The following is a 16,703-nucleotide window of genomic DNA, read 5'->3' on the forward strand; positions in this document are numbered from 1 at the left end:
ACTGCGCTTGTGTATGTCGATACCAATAAATAACTTAGCTTGAGCAGTTTGTTGTGTTTTCATATCTTTTGATTTTTGTACATCCTAAAGATACTTGACAAGCTGCTTTTACATAGATGCTAAAAATAATGCTAAATTAGGTGCTTAATAAAAGATTGGTGCAATTTTGTTACGTCTGATTTTCCGAAGGAAAATCTTCGCACACAAAACCGCACCAACCTTATACTAACCGTTACCAGTAATATGACCGATCGCATTCTAAATATAATAATTTCATTTTTATCTGTTGGACTAGTTTCCTGTTCGCCAATAAAGAAAACATATACAGTTACGGAAGTCAAATATGAACCTTTTTTTATGGGAGAGATTAAGGAAAATAATTTGACAGAAATTGCTGACACAACAATTGTCTCTATAAATGGTAATGTAGTTGATTTTGGATCCGCTGTTGCAAATATTAAATTGAACTTTATTAATAAAAATGAAAACAAAACTTATAAAACAATAACTGACTTTTATGGAAATTTTCAATTAAATATACCAGATGGAATATATCAAATGCAGATAATAAAAAACTCTGAATTTAGGACATTGGAATTTGATGATTTGAGTTTTAAATCAGGAGAATTACGCGAATTGAAAATTTATACAGAATCAGGTGGAGAATACGTAGGACATGAAACAATCTTTAATAACAAAAGAGCGTACAAAAAATATAAAAAAGAGCAAGAAAAAAATAATACTACTGGCAACAAAATATATAATTAATTGCTTGGTTATAGCCTACTCACAAAAATCCTCACGAATTTTCTATTAGGTTTTTATTTGCTAAATTACGTGCTTAAACACGCAACTAACCATACACAAATCCGTTATGTACAATTCAAGAAAATGAAATTCTGGATTTATATAAAAAAAGAGTTAACTGATTTGCAATCTGACTTTGAAAAGATTTTTGAAGTTGACAATTTATATAGAGATTACGAAAATGTTTGGGAATGGATTGAATCAACTGACCGAAAATCAAATCTATACCTAAATATTAGTCGACCTCACGATTGGAAAAAAGGAGAATATAACAAACCTATTATAATAGAAGTTAAATCGAATAATGGGACGGAATTAGACGAATCAGAAATAGCTTATAAAATTAAAGAACAATTAAACTGAAGAGAAGTTTATGCAGGAAAAATACACGCTGACAAAAACGACAACCCTGTTATAACAGAGGAAAGAAGATACTAAAATCATAAAATGGAATTATATGACCGAATCATAAAAATAGTAGATGTGAATCTGATTCAATGCCTTATTCCTATAATTCTGACTTTGTTTCTAGTCAAAGTTTTCTTTAAAAACCGATTTCAAATCAAAAAAGCACTGAATTTAGTATGTTGGGTAATTATTGTCTATTCATTTATTACTTGGACAATAACTTTAATTGGAATTATACTTAATCCTGAGGAATCCGCATCTGTCAATCGTGCAGTTGGACCTTACGCAATTATATATTGGATTATGTTTTTATCAGCTTTGATTTTACCATTTACGTTATTTAATAAAAAATTAGCCGCTAAATTTTGGTACGTTCTGTTAGTCGCATTTTGTATGAAAATCGGAGCTTATTTTGAGCGTTTTGTAATAATTGGAACTAGTTATCATCGAGATTATTTAACTGCGGAAAATGGAAATACTGAATTTATAAATCCCTTTGTATTCGGAATTGGAATGTTGCTTCTACAAGGAGTAATAATTGCAATTTTGATGTTGGGGATATTCGAAATAATGAAAAGAAAAACTGTACACAACACGTTATAACAAAACATAGCTACCCTTTAGGTCAGCAACGTTTGTTATATTTACCGTTGTGCGTCATTATGGAACACCGTTCAACACAGAAATAAAAACTATCACAATGAAGCAACTACTCTTCACTATTTTAATCAGTTACATTGGATTTGCTTCATACGCACAGACTAATAAAAACCGTGATTCTGAAACGGTTCAACAAAGAATAGAAAAAGTTGAAAATAGTCTTAGTCCTTTAGTCTTAAATCAAGGAGAAGCACTTTGGAACCTTGAACAGCAAATGAGGAAATATAATGTTCCAGGACTAAGTATTGCGGTAATCCATAATTATGAAATAGATTGGACTAAAGGTTACGGTTCTACGGGGAGTAAAGAATTCCCAAACGTTACTGAACAAACCGTTTTTCAAGCTGCCTCTATGAGCAAATTCGTAAATGCTGTTACTTTAATGACGTTAATGGAATCCAATAAAATAGATTTAGATGAAGATATTAATAATTATCTGACTTCTTGGAAATTTTCCATTAATGAAAATGTTGGCAATGAACCAATTACAATTCGTCAACTTTTGAGTCATACGGCTGGATTATCAACACACGGATTTAACGGATATAAAACCTCAAATAAACTTCCATCAATAATTCAAATTTTAGAAGGCCATAGTCCTGCAAATTCAGATAAAGTAGAGCAAATTCAGCAATCTGATAAAAGCTTCAAATATTCTGGAGGAGGGACAATCATTTCTCAACTAATTCTATCAGATATCACAAATTCGTCTTATGAGAATTTTGTGAATAAAGAAGTCTTCAGCCCATTGGGAATGAGTAATTCTTTCTACTCTATTGAATTCGAGAAATATCCTAAAGAATTAGCTTTTGGACATAAAGGAAATGGAAAAACTTTAAATAATAATTATAATTTATATCCCGAATCTGCTGCTGCTGGTCTATGGACAACACCTACTGATTTAGCAAAACTAATTATTGATATTCAACAGAGCTTAAAAACTGAACCAAGTAAAATCCTTTCTTTACAATCCGCTAAAGAACTAATAAAACCTACAGTAAATAAAAGTAATTCAGCATTGGGATTATTTACTCAAAAAGAAGATGGAGAGTTATATTTACAGCATTCAGGTTCAAATAGAGGGTTTAGGGGTAAGTTCTTCTTTGGCGCAGATAAAGGAGATGGAGTAGTCATTATGGTTAATGGCACAAACACAGAAATCATTGAAGAAGTTATAAGAAGCGTTGCCTCAGTTTATAATTGGGTAGGTTTTGAAAATTTAGTTACCTCAAGTGATTTGAATCTTAATGATAAGGATTTAAGTCAATACGTAGGAGTTTATGCATTAGAAAATAGAGAAGTTAATGTAAATATTAAGAAAGGTAAGCTTGTCTTATCGGAAAAAGGCAAATGGAGTTCTAATTTAACTGCTTTAACTAAATCTACATTTGTGGTTGATATTGTAAAGCCACAAGCAACAATTGAATTTGTTAAAGATAATGATGGTACAATAAGTCGGTGTATTTTAAAACAAGGTGAATTGACCGAATGGATTAAGATAAAATAACGAACGCCCAACAATGTATCCTATGAAAAATAGGCGAGACAGTAGTAAAATCAAGGCTTTTAACTCGCATTAAAGTTCATACTTAACCGAAAGTCTGGTGCTTCGAAATTGCCTACTTTTCATATACTAACCATGTCCCTTAACGAACATTAGACGAAAATCAGTAACATTTTAGCTATAAAAGAGTCAAATAGTTAAAAATTAAATCAATGAAAATATTCTTTGCCACTTTATTCACTTTCATTTCCTGTATTTCTTTAGCTCAAATAAATGATACCCCATCTATTAATGATGCCCTTGACAACTATGACTTTATTCAAGAACAAATAATAATTGATAACGATACCATAGTATATTACCTAAAGAATCCTAAAACAAAACCAAACAAAGTGGTCGTTTTTATTCAAGGTACAGATGCAAATCCTATTTTTACATATAAAATAGATAAAGATAAAATCACTTATTATCGTTGGTTTGGAGATGATTATAAAAAGTTAGATTCGACTTATACATATGCTATCATTCCAAAGCCAGGAATGGAGGGACTTTATAAAGATGGAGAAATAGTTGTTCCTAAAAGCTATTATAACAAAAACTATCTTGAGTATAGAATAAAACAAATAAATACATCAATTAGCCATATCATCGAGAATCACCTTACTAATCCTAAAAAAATTATTGTTTACGGTCACTCAGAAGGTGCTGCAATTGGAGCTGCTCTGGCTACGATAAATAAAGAAATAACACATCTAGGATTTTGGTCAGGAAATGTACTAAACAACTTCTATGAATTTTCTCTTTTTAATAGAATTGAGTCATTAAAAGGTACACTTTCAGACAAGGAAGCACACCAGAACATAATCGGTATTTTAGAATGGTATAAGTCGGTAGTAGAGAATCCAAATTCAACTGAAATTGACCATTTTGGATTTACCAACAAACGCTGGTCTACCTACGAAAAAGCGCCTCTTGATTATTTAACTGAACTGACTATACCAATATATGCCCTCTTTGGAACTGAAGATGAAAGTACGCCCATTGAAACAGCCTATTTACTTCCAATTAAATTTATAGAAAAGAGAAAAAAGAATTTAACCTTTGAAGTTTGTATTAGTTGTGACCATTCATACAAAGTAAAAACAGAAGATGGACAAAAGTCTTATTGGAGTGAACAGTTTATAAAGTTCATCGAATGGACAGATAAAACAAAATAACGAACTGCCAACAATGCTATAGGTAATTGCTCGTTCTCGCCTACTTTTAAAATTCCTGCAGAATTTTCAAGTTGGGGTGTACTTGCAAAGTTAAGTGCTAAACCATGCAACTACTCATAGCCAAGACATTGCCATTCATTATGATCAAACCTCAAAAAATATTATTCTAAAAAATGTACAAAACATTCTTTAAAAATCTGGCAGAAAAAGAAAATGGAAGATTTTTCTTCAAAGATGAGAATATTACTTTTCTTAATGGTGTGAGAAGTCCGAATGTCATTTACCGAGTTGAATTTAATTATGAAGACAACCATTTCACGATTATAAATCGTACTGGAACTGCCTACGTTGCAACGATTAGTTGTGAGTTGTCAAAGACAATACAGCCAATTGAATTTGAAATAAATAATGTAACTCACTTCTGAAATTTGTTTCTTAGAAAAAAGAGTAGGTTGAGAATTAAATCTTATAATGAAAACATCGAGTATTTTCTCACCCACAATGAGAATTTTAAACATCTTGAAAAAATTGCTAATAGAGATAAGTTTAGTCCAATAATAATGTGCGAAAAAGATGATAAATGGAAAATTGTCGCGAAGTACCATTTGGAATTCGATGATTGGACTGAGCCGATTGAACCTATTGTGGCGATGTACAAAGAATTAATCACTGAATTCCATAAACGAATTGCGAATGTAAGTCTGAAGGCATACCGAGAAATGAACTGAAATAATAACGAAATGGCAACAACGTATGTATCTAATAGTTAGTCATTTAATTAAAGTTAAGGCGGGTTTAGAAAGTCGCCAAATTTTTAAATTTGGCTTTTTACGTAAATAAGGAAAAAATAAAAATTCAAATGTTGGAAAAGTTCCAGTTGGAAATCCTAGAGAAGCGAATGTTCCACCTTTAAAACCATTTCCGATTAAAAAAGAACTGCAAGACATTTTTGTCAAAGCAGGAATTAAATTAGTCTGAAAATAAAGCATTATGCACAACAACGTATCCTATGAAAAGCCCTAGTCCAGTTTCTTACACATACTATTTTAAATTATAATTGTCTTAGTATATAGTAAACCTTGGTATATATAATTAAATGGCATTTATCACACTAATTTTTTCGTTAGGAGTGCTAATCATTTCAATTTTAGTGTATATACTAGGAAGAAGATATGATAGCAAAAACTACTGATACTAAGATAAAGTTCAAATCTATATCAAGGTAATAGGTAATTTGAAAATACTAATAGGCCTTTTTGCTGAAAATATTGATGAAGCTGAGAAGCGCTTAGAGAATTCAAATAAGGAAAATTGTAAATTTTTAGACAAACTGGTGGATGAGGTTGATAGTTCTTGCAATAACTACCTTACAAATTATTCTCTTATAGTTCCCAAAAAAACTGTAAGATTATTATCTTCTTTTTTTGATAACATCTTACAAGAACGGTTTTTTGATTCTGAAATTTATATTAATAAAGAACAAATTCTCGAATTTGATGATTTTTTAGAACAATTGGTAAAAGACCCTGATGATATCAGCTTCGAATTAAGAAAGGATTTGAACATTGACGCTTTAAATTCTTCGTTATTACGTCGTATAAAGTAATTTTCCCACGCTTCGAAGTTTGTAATTTCCAACTCTTTCTAATTATAGATAAAGTCCTCAAAACACCCACGAATCAGGCCACAACCATACAATCAGTAATCCAGAAATAATAGCAAATGTAAAAGTAATCCAGATATATTTGTACAATTTTTTTGTACCCAGTGTAGTGGCAATAACGGCCTTGAAAGCTAAATTAGCCAGTGATGCTATCAAAATAAGCCTCCACGCTAAATTACTCTCAATTTCACCTCTGTTTAGCGAATTAGATAAAGATAGCGTTATAGCATCTACATCAGTAAGACCACTTATGATCGATACTATATACAATCCTTTTTCACCAAAAAAATCTTTGGTAGCAGCTACAGCAAATAGGATGATGGCATATAATGCTCCAAAAATCAAAGCACTTTTTAACTGTGCAGGATTGTCAGGTTCAGGTAGCTTTTCTTGGTTTTTCTTTTTATTGTGAAAATACAGGAATACACATAGAACTATCATTAAAAATAATTCTGCTATAAAAGGTGGTGCAACAACTCTTAGATTTTGAGGGCTTACAATTGCAACTTCGATCATGACTCTGACTAACGCAACCGTAGAAGCGGATAAAATAATAAAAGCGGTTAATCTTGCTGCGTTAGTAGCAGATTTTGAGAGTTTGGCAAAGGTTACTGTGGTGGCAGTACTAGAAATTAGCCCACCCAATAAACCATTGGCCAATGTACCTGCTTTTTTGCCCAATAATTTATAAACAATATAACCCGCCAATCCCAACCCTACGATCAAGACTACCATCATCCATATTTCTCTAGGGTTTAATACATCATATTTGCCATAGGTCTCATCTGGTAATATTGGTAATATCACCAGAGAAATTGCGGCAAATTGCATAATAGCCTTTATATCTTTTGCTTGTAAGTTGTCGACAAAATTAGCTAATGTACTTTTGAGATGTAATAGAATTGCAAGGATAACACCCAACGTCACTCCGATTATAAGGTCGCCATAAACCAAATAGACGCCTACTGCATACATATACAAAAAAGCCACTTCTGTGGTTTGCCCTATATCGGGATCGGTTTTAGTAACCTTATAATAATTAACAATAGCTATTAGGGTAACCAGAGCGATAACTCCTGAAGCTATCACCAATCCTCCACTCTCCATCGTTTGAGAAATTAAGCCTACAAGACTGCCAAATAAGGTAACAATAGAAAAGGTACGAATACCTGCCATCTTTTGCTCATCATATTCTCGTTGCAACCCTACTAGTAAACCAAGTCCTAGAGATATGCCTATAATTTTAAATAGTTCGTAATCAATCAAAATTCTAAATAAATTAAGTTAGTAATAGTAACCGATTTTTCACAATACAGAATAATCATAATACGTAAGAGGGTTGAGGTAGTAAAATACAGAGAACATTCTAATATTAGTAAATGGTTAGCTTTTCATATGTCTATGTCACATTGTGAATGTTTTTTAGTTAGCGTATTCATTTTTCATACTCTTTACGGATGAACTTAGTTGTTTAGGAATTTTAAAATGGTTAGAACAGTAGTTAGTCAGTTGTATGACTAGGTTACGGATAGAAGTAGGTACAAATTTTGTTCTAATTATATCATTGAATTTATATACTATATGTCTAATAGTACGTATCAGATACTTTTCGGAATATTTGAAAGGTGTATCAAAATAAGGTGTCGATAAAGCTACAGTTTTTATATCTATGTCTGGTGCATCAAAGTAATTTCGAAGTTTTTGTACTATAGTTTCTCCATAATAGACCAATTTCATTCTTATCGATGTAAGTAGGGTAGAATAGCTATTAGTTTCAATAATTCTACCAATTGTATATAAATTACACGATTGCGTATATAGCTGGTTAAAAATGTTAGTATCCATAGTCATGATAAGTGATTTATTGTCGAATTTGAAATCAAAATCTGGTACTGAAAAAAGTACTAAGTAGAGCTATAATTAGTTTACTGTATCTGTTTCCCAATTAAGTATTTCCATACATACATCATTCTGGCTTCTATTTGTTTTTTTGGCTATTGAAGTTGTTATAAAATCAGGATCAGAAAGGGTAACAATAAAATCATCACCCCGTAATACTTTATATTTATTAATATATTCACCTTTAATAAGCTTCCATTTTTTCGGAATCCTACTCATGTAAGGAAGTTTTTCAGACGTTGCTCTCTTTTTCATTTGTATTAGGTTTTAAAGAAGTCTTTAAAGAGTATAATAACTTTTTAATGCTAATAAAAGCACCTATAAATTTATAGAACATCGTATTTTTTTTGGTGTTTTATTGAAAATATTATTGTTCTGATCGATATTATTTGAACAATTGCTATTTTGCACTGTGAAAATTAGGGATTATTGAATAGACAATGGTTTTCTTTTTTTGATGATAATATTTTTTGATATAAAAATTATGGGGTAATTTTCTATTTGAACAGCGTCATTGTTTATGCCTGTAATATGAATATGTTAATCATTAATTTTTTCTTTTCAGATCTTCTTTTAATCCATCTGGTAAACCTTGAACATTGGATAAGGTATACGCATTTGTATTTTCCTTTCTTGATATAACACTAAAGGTAGCATCGGTTTCTAAAACAACTGCGTGTACTTCATCGATATTTTGAATACCTCTATGTCTTATTGCAGATAAGACTTCATTTTCTACTACTCGCTCTTTAATCATATTTTCGTGAACGAACTCCCCATTATATACCAATAATTGAGGGGTAGAACGAACCACCTTCCGTAGCCAAGGCAGATACAGCATAGCTTTGGTTAAAGCATATTGCATGAAAAGTAATAATGCAATAGCAAAAGCACCCTCGATTAATTTAATATCTTTTACAATGATGGTTGATGCTAGCAAAGATCCCATTGCAACAGTAACTATCCAGTCGAAACTGTTCATTTGTGAGGTCGCTCTTTTACCAACAATCCTGATGTATATGATGACTAATAAATAGATAATAGGAGCGCTAATGGCGATCCTCCCAATATTCTCTGAGGTGCCAATAAAAATATTTTCCATTTCCAAAAGGTTTTATATCATTACATTAATGTTATAGATATCAGTAATGTTTGGTTAAAAATTTTTTATATTCAGAATTTGGTTGTAAGATCAATAGAAACACTTATATCAGAAACTGTATCAAGGTCAGATATAAAAAAAAAATAAAAGCTAACTGGATGCATCCAGTTAGCTTTTATTTAATTAGCTAACGATTTTCATTCTAATGAAGGTCTTCTAAGCTATTGTTGTTACTGATATCGGACTGTATTTTATTTCTTTGTGATACCAATAAATCTCGTAAAGTAGAAGATAAAGAGGTCTCTTCAATAACATCGTTATATTCTTCAACCGCAGCCTTATCTCCCTTTATAGACTCTTCTAGCATGGATTCTGCATCATCCGCAGAAAATAATGCTTTTACATCCATCCAGGCTCTGTGCATAGTTCCACCAAAACTTCCATTTTCATCAAAATCGCTATATGCTAATTTAATTTCTCTCTTTAGCTTGGCATTAAAATCAGAACGTTCTTTCGCTTTACTTTGAAAGTAGGATTGTAAATCCTTGTTATCAGTATTCTCAGCAGCTTTTTTATATCCTTTTACTGCATCAATATTCTTTTCTAGAATCTCTGTTAATTCGTCGTATAATTTGTCTGTTGTAATACTCATAGTTTTACTTTTTATAAGTTAATAAGACCAAAATTACAATTATATAGAATGACCAATTAGTGTAAGAAAAATAATTTTTAACTCTAATGAAAAGTTGTGAACCTTGCTATCCGAAGTATGCTCTGCGAATATTTTTGACTTCGCAGAAATAGTAAGTTAAAAAAATGTCTAAAATAGGATAGTAGGTTCTAACCGCTAAACGTTTATTTTTAAATTATATATCACAGAGCAAACCACGAAACAGTTCTTACACTTATCATTGGCACAAGCCAAAAAATCATAAGAACTAATTAATAAATGATTGAGAAAATTTAAAAATGATTATAATCAAGAAAGCAGAAAAGAAATTATCGGACAAATTCCAATATTGATTTTCGAAGGTGTAAAATCGTTTGTTGGAAAAATTCCAGTAGGAAATCCTGGAGGAGCGAATGTTCCACCTTTAAAACCATTTCCAATTAAAAAAGAACTGCAAGACATTTTTGTCAAAGCAGGAATTAAAATAGTCTGAAAATAAAGTAATATGCACAACGACGTATCCTATGAAAAGCCCTAGTTCAGTTTCTTACATGTGTTATTTTGTAATTACCTTATAATTAAATATTTATGGTGTTTACATGTTGACAAATCTGTTAACTCACTTATTATACCACTAGGAACGATCGAACCAATACCTGGTATACTAGGTAGTAGCATATAATCCTTTTTATAGTACTACTTTATATACTTACATAAATGTGTATATAAATCCATAGCACAATGAATCTTCCAGCTACACTTGTATATGTGAATACCAATGAATAAATTGCCTAAAGCAGTTTGTTATATTTTCATATCTTTTGATTTTAGTACATCTTAAAGATACTCCACAAGCTGCTTTAACATAGCTGCTAAGATTGCCTGATAAAATAGTTTACCTTTGGTTATAGCTACACAAAATGATTTCATTAGCGACACTAACGCGCATCTTACATCTATCATTGGCAGGAAGAAGGTTATAAACGAAAATTAAAAGAATGAACCGAAGAAAATTTATTGAGAATTCTGGGATTCTAGGAGTTGCCTCAGTTTTATCTATGACTAGTTTTTCTATAATAGACTCCTCCAAATTTAAATTGGGGTATCAACTTTATTCCATAAGAGATGAAATGGCGAAAGATCCCATAAAAACCTTAAAATATTTAAAAAAAGCAGGGTATCAAGATTTTGAAGCATACGGTTTTGATAACGAAAAAGGGAGGTATTATGGGCTTAAATCTTCAGAATTTAAAAAACATTTAGATGGTTTAAACCTAACGGTAAGTAGCGGTCATTATGGTTTTTCTCCATATTTAGAAAAATCTGATGACGAACTAAAACGCTTTGTTGATCAGTGTATTAATGGAGCACAAACTTTAGATAGCAATTATATTGTCTGGCCATGGATTTCTCCAGAACAACGGACCATTGACAATTTCAAGTTGATGTCCAAAAAACTTAATATCATAGGAGAACAAGTAAATAATGCAGGTCTTGGATTTGCTTATCACAACCATGGTTTTGAATTCCAAAACCATAATGGTGAAAATGGCTTTGACGTTATTTTAAGTGAAACAGATCCTTCTCTTGTCAAATTGCAAATGGATATGTATTGGGTAATTCATTCCTCAAATTTCTCGCCTAAAGAATTAATCGATGCGCAACCGGGAAGATATGTTTTGTGGCATATTAAGGACATTGATAAAATTACAAGAGATTACACTGAACTAGGCAATGGTTTAATTAATTATCAGGATGTACTTCCGGATCCAGTTAAATCAGGTCTCGATTTTTATTACATAGAACAGGGAGGAAATTACGCAATTAACGCTAAGGAAAGTGCCGTTACGAGTGCTCAATATTTTAAGAGAAATCTTCAACGTTATTTATAAGAAATTTAATGAATCCCAGCTGCTAACAAGTACTAAAAATGAATATGTATTCTGTGTTATTTGATATGAAAATGCAAATCAGAAAATTCAGTTCTTCAGAGCAACTGGAGGCACCTACTTATTTAGACATTAACTACAATTTGATATATGGATAAAGATCTATCTTCATTAATAAAATTCATTAAACAAACCATTCCGATAAATGAAATAAAAGCTGAAGAAATTGCTAATGCATTTCACTTTACAAAAATTAAAAAGAATTCACTTTTTTTAAAGGAGAATAAAGTTAGTGACGACTATTTTTATCTTCAAAAAGGATTAATGAGGGTTTTTCTGTATGATTTAGATGGAAATGAAATCACTACAGATATTTTTACAGAAAATAATATCGTTTTTGAAGTTACGTCTTTTTTTAATAGAGTTACATCTGAAACCAACATTCAGGCTATAACTGATTGTAAAGGTTATCGCATTTCTTATAAAGAATTAAACAAGTTATTTCATGATAAACCTGCATTTAGAGATTTTGGTAGAGCTATTTTGGTTAAAGAATTCATCGCCTCCAAAAAAAGAAACTATGCTATGATTAATCAAACTGCCGAACAGCGCTATCAACACTTACTAACTTCAAAACCTGAGATATTAAAACATGTACCGTTGAAACATATAGCTTCATATCTAGGAGTTACAGATAGTACATTAAGTAGAATACGAAAGAAAAAATAACCAGCTCTTTTTTTGCCTTTTGTCAAGAGGAGTACGTTTTTGACTGCCTAATTTTGATTTTCACAATAAAATTACAAAATGGCAGAAATTTCAATTTTCACATCGCTTGGGCTAATTCTAACGACCCTACTCTCTCTTTGGTTATTTTTTAAAGCTTCTGATAACAAAAAAATTCTTTACAGCATTATCCTATGGATGCTTATTGTAGGTGTATTAGGAGTAACTGGATTTTACCAAAAATTTGGAACAGTTCCACCAAGGTTTACTTTATTACTTGCTCCGACTATTTTATTTGTTTTGATACTTTTTACCAATAAAAAAAGCAAAAAGCTTATAGATAGCCTGAGTATAAAATATTTAACCATAGTGCATATTGTCCGCATCCCTGTGGAAATAACACTTTATTATGTTTTTTTAAGTGGGTTAATTCCAGATTTGATGACCTTTGACGGCTATAATTATGACATTTTATCAGGAATTACAGCTCCAATCATATACTATTTAGTATTTGTTAAAAAAACAATAGGACGAACAGGCCTACTAATATGGAATATCGCGTGCTTAGCACTATTGATTAATATATTGACGATAGCTGTATTAAGTGCGCAAACACCCTTTCAACAATTGGCATTTGACCAACCCAATATTGGCGTAACTTACTTTCCTTTTGTATGGATACCAGCAGTCATAGTGCCGATAGTTTTGTTTTCTCACTTGACCAGCATAAGACAATTGATACTAATAAAAAAAAGTAACTAACACCTTATCAAACTCATTGGTTATCACTAGCTTACTTACAAAAAACTTCGCGGATTTTCTATTCGGTTTATATTTGCTAAATTAGGTGCTTAAACTACGCGAATTAATCTTATACAATCACGTTGTAGTTAATCTACTACAGACAATGTTTGATTAAATAAATGAATCTACTATGCGAGTATTATTAACGACTTTATTTATTTTGATATTCAGTTTGAACTGTGATGGTCAAGATGCCAATTTTCATATTTACTTATCTTTTGGACAATCAAATATGGAAGGTCAAGGTGCAATTGAAGAAATTGATAAAAAAGGTGACAGTAATTTTCTTGTGTTGCAAGCATTGGATTGTCCTGATATCGGAAGAAAAAAAGGAAAATGGTATAAAGCAACTCCTCCAATTTGCCAATGTACATCAGGTTTAAGTCCTGTAGACTACTTTGGTAGAACAATGATTACTAAGCTACCAGACAGTATAAAAATAGGAGTCGTAAATATAGCTGTTGGTGGTTGTGATATACGATTATTTGATAAAGATATTTATGAAAATTATACCTTAACATATAATGAAGAATGGTTTACTAAAAAGGTAGCAGATTATAATGGAAATCCATATCGTTATCTTATAGAAATGGCGAAAATAGCTCAAAAGAAGGGAGTCATAAAAGGTGTTTTGCTTCATCAAGGGGAAACAAATACTGGGGATTCCCAATGGCCATATTATGTAAAGAAAATCTATTCTGACATTCTAAAAGACTTATCTCTAGACCCTAAAACCACGCCGCTACTTGCTGGTGAAGTTGTTTCGGAAAAAAATAGCTGTTGCTCGTCTATGAATACCATAATAAATAAATTACCGGATATTGTAAATACTGCACATATTATTTCATCAAAGAATTGTTCGGCACAAGATAATGCACATTTTGACTCAGAAGGCTATAGAGAATTAGGAAGGAGATATGCAGTTAAAATGCTTTCATTGTTGTCTGTAAATTAATACTAAATCTAACTACAACCAAATTGTATAGTTCGTTTGTTCCCTTCGGGAAGCAAACGTACCGTCCAAAGACTGTTATCTATTATTATAAATGTAAAGTACGCTATTTTGGTCAACTTTGAATGTTGCGCTACAAAATTATCTGTACAATATAGCAAACTAAATGAATATGGATTTCAGATTAACCCCTACCGTTTCTAAAAAATTAATACAAGTAATCGTTTGGATAACGGTCGCTCTTAACCACTTTAAGCTGCATTGCATCCATTTTTGTAGTGACTTTTCTTATTTCAAATACGTTGCAATCACAAAATAATTCACAAAAAGGATTAAATCTTTATATATCAGGAGATTATAAAAATAAACATGAGTTATGTGTTTATTTAAACAATAAATTGATTGAAGAACGCAGTCATTCGGGTCAGTTTTTAGTGAGGGATTTTATACACCCGTCGCAGTTCATTTGATTGAAAAAGAAAACAATTTACGGGTAGTAATAAACGATGGTAAATAGTATGAATAAGATGAAGCCAAGATTGAAGTTTCTTTTGAAAGAATGTTAACATCTACAAAGAGAGAAAAGTAGTTGCTATAGAGTGGAAAGCAACAGCAGAAAATCACCCTTCATATTATTTGGCTTATAAAAAAATCATACTGTCCGATACCGAAGTGGATCTGACAGCTGTTATTCAAAAAGAAGCTGAACTGGTCGCACAACATCCTGTTTTCAGAAAAATCTTTATGTATGTAGGAAGCTACCATTGTTATTCCTTCTCTTGGGCAAGAAAATTGAGAATGTGAAAAGTAAGTTGAATTGAAAAAAAGAGTGTTTGACAAAATTATTTTAAATCTAAATGATATTCGTAATTCATACACGTATTCTTAAGTAATTTATAATGAGATTGTTAATTTAAAAATATTTCAAATAAATGATAACTATGAATGAAAAAAACCACCAGAAATAATTTCCTGATGGTTTTTAAACTAATTATATAGACCTAACTGAATAGCAATCCAGAATTAATTTTTTGATAAGTAGACTGCTGAAGCAGATGCTAAGCTATTGTTCATAGCGGGAGTTAAATTACCGCCATTTCCAATGTTGTTGAAGGCAAGAATACTTCCATTTGCAGCTTCTGCAATAAATACCGTTTCCGTATCACTATCATACGCAACATCTACAGGGTTTCCTAAATTTGTATTAGAACCTGCAACGCGTACTTGTTCAGCTAAAACCAAGGTTCCTCCATCTGTAGTAGCATTAAATTTTGTAGAAAAATCAGAAATAACATGGAACCCTCCATCAGATGGACTTCCAGCATCACCGATGTCTGTCAAGATCATAACGTTAGAACTCGTATCATATGTAATTCCGTGAGTTCTTACGATACCTTCAACGGCAATTGTTTTTGAAGCAGAGAGTGTGGCATCTGCTGTATTCGACAAAAAATTAGAGTAAACAGCTAATTCGTTGGTAGTATCTACAATAGCATATAAGTCATTTCCGCTAAAAGTAATACCCCAAACTTTAAAATCAGTTGTGATTATATTCCTCAAAGTAAAACTTCCTCCTGATCGTTGATATACAAAAAGACGTCCATCATTCGTAGAATCATCACTATCTACATCACTATTGTCTGCAACGACATAAAAATTTCCGTTTACCGCCACTTCACGGGGGCTGGTCATATCGGCTGCCCCTGTTATAGTTTGATTCACAGTAGTTCCAGATGCTAATCCACTAATGTTTGTAAATCCTTCAAGGAATAGCCCTGATCTTGAAGCCTGAATGACAGCGTCTGTGGATGCATCATAGTATACGCCATCAGCCGCCAAACTAGCCGTAACCAAAGTGGTGGCTTGCACGTTGGCCATGTCAGTAAGATCGTAATATGTGATATTACCATTCGCATTGTTTGACGTATAAAGTCGCGTGGTCGTACCAGATTCAATAGTTCCTCCATTATCGTCATCGTCACTACACGAAACCAGTATTCCTGATACTGCTAACGCTCCTAATAATGCAAATCTTTTAATATTTTTAATATTTTTCATATTTTAATGTTTCGTTGTTTATGGTATGTACGAGATACCTTATCTCGTGGTTTTAGTGTTATTGAATTTTAACATTTATTTACAATTTCATTGGATTCGTTGAAACGCTATTATGATGAGGTAAATTTGTACTTTAAGTTTGTTTGTACGTTCATTTTTTTATAGTTATGAGCTTTGGCGAAAAAGATATAACCAAGTTTAGTGAAATATTAGAAGTAGTAAAGACCACTCTTTTTAAGGACTCGCTAGAAGTGTATGTAGTGGAGCATAAGATGTTCTTTTAGTATGCGGAGCGGGAGACTCATTTGATAAAGTGCGATCCCTTTATAGAGGTGCAGCGGTTT

19 protein-coding genes and 1 pseudogene are annotated in these 16,703 nt (G+C 31.8%); 14 read left to right on the forward strand and 6 right to left on the reverse strand.

What is annotated here, in order from left to right; all coding sequences use genetic code 11:
* Positions 1-243: 243 nt before the first annotated feature.
* The 9 genes and pseudogenes from ACWGOQ_RS19840 to ACWGOQ_RS19880 all read left to right on the forward strand — a co-directional run bounded on the left by ACWGOQ_RS19840 (position 244) and on the right by ACWGOQ_RS19880 (position 6,202).
* Positions 244-768 carry a carboxypeptidase-like regulatory domain-containing protein gene (locus ACWGOQ_RS19840; RefSeq protein WP_452059473.1) on the forward strand — a complete coding sequence of 175 codons (525 nt, stop codon included), beginning with the start codon at positions 244-246 and terminating at the stop codon, positions 766-768.
* A gap of 123 nt (positions 769-891) precedes the next feature.
* Entirely contained in the window at positions 892-1,170 is a 279-nt protein-coding gene (locus ACWGOQ_RS19845; RefSeq protein ID WP_452059474.1) for a hypothetical protein, read from the forward strand.
* An 84-nt stretch (positions 1,171-1,254) separates the two neighbouring features.
* On the forward strand, positions 1,255-1,818 hold the full coding sequence (locus ACWGOQ_RS19850; protein WP_452059475.1) for a hypothetical protein: 564 nt from the start codon (positions 1,255-1,257) through the stop codon (positions 1,816-1,818).
* A gap of 97 nt (positions 1,819-1,915) precedes the next feature.
* The gene (locus ACWGOQ_RS19855; RefSeq protein ID WP_452059476.1) at positions 1,916-3,382 is read left to right on the forward strand and encodes a serine hydrolase domain-containing protein; all 1,467 of its coding nucleotides are present in this window, start codon (positions 1,916-1,918) and stop codon (positions 3,380-3,382) included.
* A 209-nt stretch (positions 3,383-3,591) separates the two neighbouring features.
* Positions 3,592-4,596, forward strand: coding sequence for a hypothetical protein (locus tag ACWGOQ_RS19860; RefSeq protein ID WP_452059477.1), 1,005 nt, complete (start codon positions 3,592-3,594; stop codon positions 4,594-4,596).
* A gap of 173 nt (positions 4,597-4,769) precedes the next feature.
* The gene (locus ACWGOQ_RS19865) at positions 4,770-5,021 is read left to right on the forward strand and encodes a hypothetical protein (RefSeq protein ID WP_452059478.1); all 252 of its coding nucleotides are present in this window, start codon (positions 4,770-4,772) and stop codon (positions 5,019-5,021) included.
* Between the two features lie 27 nt (positions 5,022-5,048).
* Positions 5,049-5,324: a hypothetical protein gene (locus tag ACWGOQ_RS19870; protein WP_452059479.1), complete on the forward strand. Its 276-nt coding sequence runs from the start codon at positions 5,049-5,051 to the stop codon at positions 5,322-5,324.
* A gap of 139 nt (positions 5,325-5,463) precedes the next feature.
* A pseudogene (locus ACWGOQ_RS19875) lies at positions 5,464-5,574 on the forward strand (DUF3703 domain-containing protein); the annotation flags it as partial.
* 256 nt (positions 5,575-5,830) lie between these two features.
* Entirely contained in the window at positions 5,831-6,202 is a 372-nt protein-coding gene (locus tag ACWGOQ_RS19880; protein WP_452059480.1) for a hypothetical protein, read from the forward strand.
* 57 nt (positions 6,203-6,259) lie between these two features.
* Here the strand turns inward: ACWGOQ_RS19880 and ACWGOQ_RS19885 are convergent, their stop codons facing one another.
* From ACWGOQ_RS19885 to ACWGOQ_RS19905, 5 genes are all read right to left on the reverse strand, one after another.
* Positions 6,260-7,525 (reverse strand): MgtC/SapB family protein, encoded by a 1,266-nt coding sequence (locus tag ACWGOQ_RS19885; RefSeq protein ID WP_452059481.1) that lies wholly within the window; start codon positions 7,523-7,525, stop codon positions 6,260-6,262.
* Positions 7,526-7,681: 156 nt separating this feature from the next.
* Positions 7,682-8,104, reverse strand: a complete 423-nt coding sequence (locus tag ACWGOQ_RS19890) for a hypothetical protein (RefSeq protein WP_452059482.1) — start codon at positions 8,102-8,104, stop codon at positions 7,682-7,684.
* A gap of 75 nt (positions 8,105-8,179) precedes the next feature.
* Positions 8,180-8,413, reverse strand: coding sequence for a hypothetical protein (locus ACWGOQ_RS19895; RefSeq protein WP_452059483.1), 234 nt, complete (start codon positions 8,411-8,413; stop codon positions 8,180-8,182).
* A 292-nt stretch (positions 8,414-8,705) separates the two neighbouring features.
* Positions 8,706-9,260 (reverse strand): DUF421 domain-containing protein, encoded by a 555-nt coding sequence (locus ACWGOQ_RS19900; RefSeq protein WP_452059484.1) that lies wholly within the window; start codon positions 9,258-9,260, stop codon positions 8,706-8,708.
* Positions 9,261-9,462: 202 nt separating this feature from the next.
* Entirely contained in the window at positions 9,463-9,912 is a 450-nt protein-coding gene (locus ACWGOQ_RS19905; RefSeq protein ID WP_452059485.1) for a ferritin-like domain-containing protein, read from the reverse strand.
* Positions 9,913-10,213: 301 nt separating this feature from the next.
* Here ACWGOQ_RS19905 and ACWGOQ_RS19910 point away from each other — a divergent pair, with 301 nt between their 5' ends.
* The 5 genes from ACWGOQ_RS19910 (at position 10,214) to ACWGOQ_RS19930 (ending at position 14,304) form a co-directional block, all read left to right on the forward strand.
* Positions 10,214-10,423: a DUF3703 domain-containing protein gene (locus tag ACWGOQ_RS19910; RefSeq protein WP_452059486.1), complete on the forward strand. Its 210-nt coding sequence runs from the start codon at positions 10,214-10,216 to the stop codon at positions 10,421-10,423.
* Between the two features lie 505 nt (positions 10,424-10,928).
* Positions 10,929-11,822 (forward strand): sugar phosphate isomerase/epimerase family protein, encoded by an 894-nt coding sequence (locus tag ACWGOQ_RS19915; protein ID WP_452059487.1) that lies wholly within the window; start codon positions 10,929-10,931, stop codon positions 11,820-11,822.
* Between the two features lie 147 nt (positions 11,823-11,969).
* On the forward strand, positions 11,970-12,548 hold the full coding sequence (locus ACWGOQ_RS19920; protein ID WP_452059488.1) for a Crp/Fnr family transcriptional regulator: 579 nt from the start codon (positions 11,970-11,972) through the stop codon (positions 12,546-12,548).
* Positions 12,549-12,626: 78 nt separating this feature from the next.
* Positions 12,627-13,307: a DUF8737 domain-containing protein gene (locus ACWGOQ_RS19925; protein WP_452059489.1), complete on the forward strand. Its 681-nt coding sequence runs from the start codon at positions 12,627-12,629 to the stop codon at positions 13,305-13,307.
* Positions 13,308-13,479: 172 nt separating this feature from the next.
* The gene (locus ACWGOQ_RS19930) at positions 13,480-14,304 is read left to right on the forward strand and encodes a sialate O-acetylesterase (RefSeq protein ID WP_452059490.1); all 825 of its coding nucleotides are present in this window, start codon (positions 13,480-13,482) and stop codon (positions 14,302-14,304) included.
* A gap of 1,020 nt (positions 14,305-15,324) precedes the next feature.
* Here the strand turns inward: ACWGOQ_RS19930 and ACWGOQ_RS19935 are convergent.
* Entirely contained in the window at positions 15,325-16,359 is a 1,035-nt protein-coding gene (locus ACWGOQ_RS19935; RefSeq protein WP_452059491.1) for a hypothetical protein, read from the reverse strand.
* Between the last annotated feature and the right edge of the window lie 344 nt (positions 16,360-16,703).

The organism is Aquimarina ulvae (assembly GCF_053613295.3).

Bases quoted from the DNA above. Each gene is read 5' to 3' on its own strand.
- ACWGOQ_RS19865 (WP_452059478.1), top strand. From the start codon at position 4,770: ATGTACAAAACATTCTTTAAAAATCTGGCAGAAAAAGAAAATGGAAGA.
- ACWGOQ_RS19845 (WP_452059474.1), top strand. From the start codon at position 892: ATGAAATTCTGGATTTATATAAAAAAAGAGTTAACTGATTTGCAATCT.
- ACWGOQ_RS19915 (WP_452059487.1), top strand. From the start codon at position 10,929: ATGAACCGAAGAAAATTTATTGAGAATTCTGGGATTCTAGGAGTTGCC.
- ACWGOQ_RS19895 (WP_452059483.1), bottom strand. From the start codon at position 8,413: ATGAAAAAGAGAGCAACGTCTGAAAAACTTCCTTACATGAGTAGGATT.
- ACWGOQ_RS19925 (WP_452059489.1), top strand. From the start codon at position 12,627: ATGGCAGAAATTTCAATTTTCACATCGCTTGGGCTAATTCTAACGACC.
- ACWGOQ_RS19935 (WP_452059491.1), bottom strand. From the start codon at position 16,359: ATGAAAAATATTAAAAATATTAAAAGATTTGCATTATTAGGAGCGTTA.
- ACWGOQ_RS19855 (WP_452059476.1), top strand. From the start codon at position 1,916: ATGAAGCAACTACTCTTCACTATTTTAATCAGTTACATTGGATTTGCT.
- ACWGOQ_RS19930 (WP_452059490.1), top strand. From the start codon at position 13,480: ATGCGAGTATTATTAACGACTTTATTTATTTTGATATTCAGTTTGAAC.
- ACWGOQ_RS19900 (WP_452059484.1), bottom strand. From the start codon at position 9,260: ATGGAAAATATTTTTATTGGCACCTCAGAGAATATTGGGAGGATCGCC.
- ACWGOQ_RS19920 (WP_452059488.1), top strand. From the start codon at position 11,970: ATGGATAAAGATCTATCTTCATTAATAAAATTCATTAAACAAACCATT.
- ACWGOQ_RS19850 (WP_452059475.1), top strand. From the start codon at position 1,255: ATGGAATTATATGACCGAATCATAAAAATAGTAGATGTGAATCTGATT.
- ACWGOQ_RS19840 (WP_452059473.1), top strand. From the start codon at position 244: ATGACCGATCGCATTCTAAATATAATAATTTCATTTTTATCTGTTGGA.
- ACWGOQ_RS19890 (WP_452059482.1), bottom strand. From the start codon at position 8,104: ATGGATACTAACATTTTTAACCAGCTATATACGCAATCGTGTAATTTA.
- ACWGOQ_RS19860 (WP_452059477.1), top strand. From the start codon at position 3,592: ATGAAAATATTCTTTGCCACTTTATTCACTTTCATTTCCTGTATTTCT.
- ACWGOQ_RS19905 (WP_452059485.1), bottom strand. From the start codon at position 9,912: ATGAGTATTACAACAGACAAATTATACGACGAATTAACAGAGATTCTA.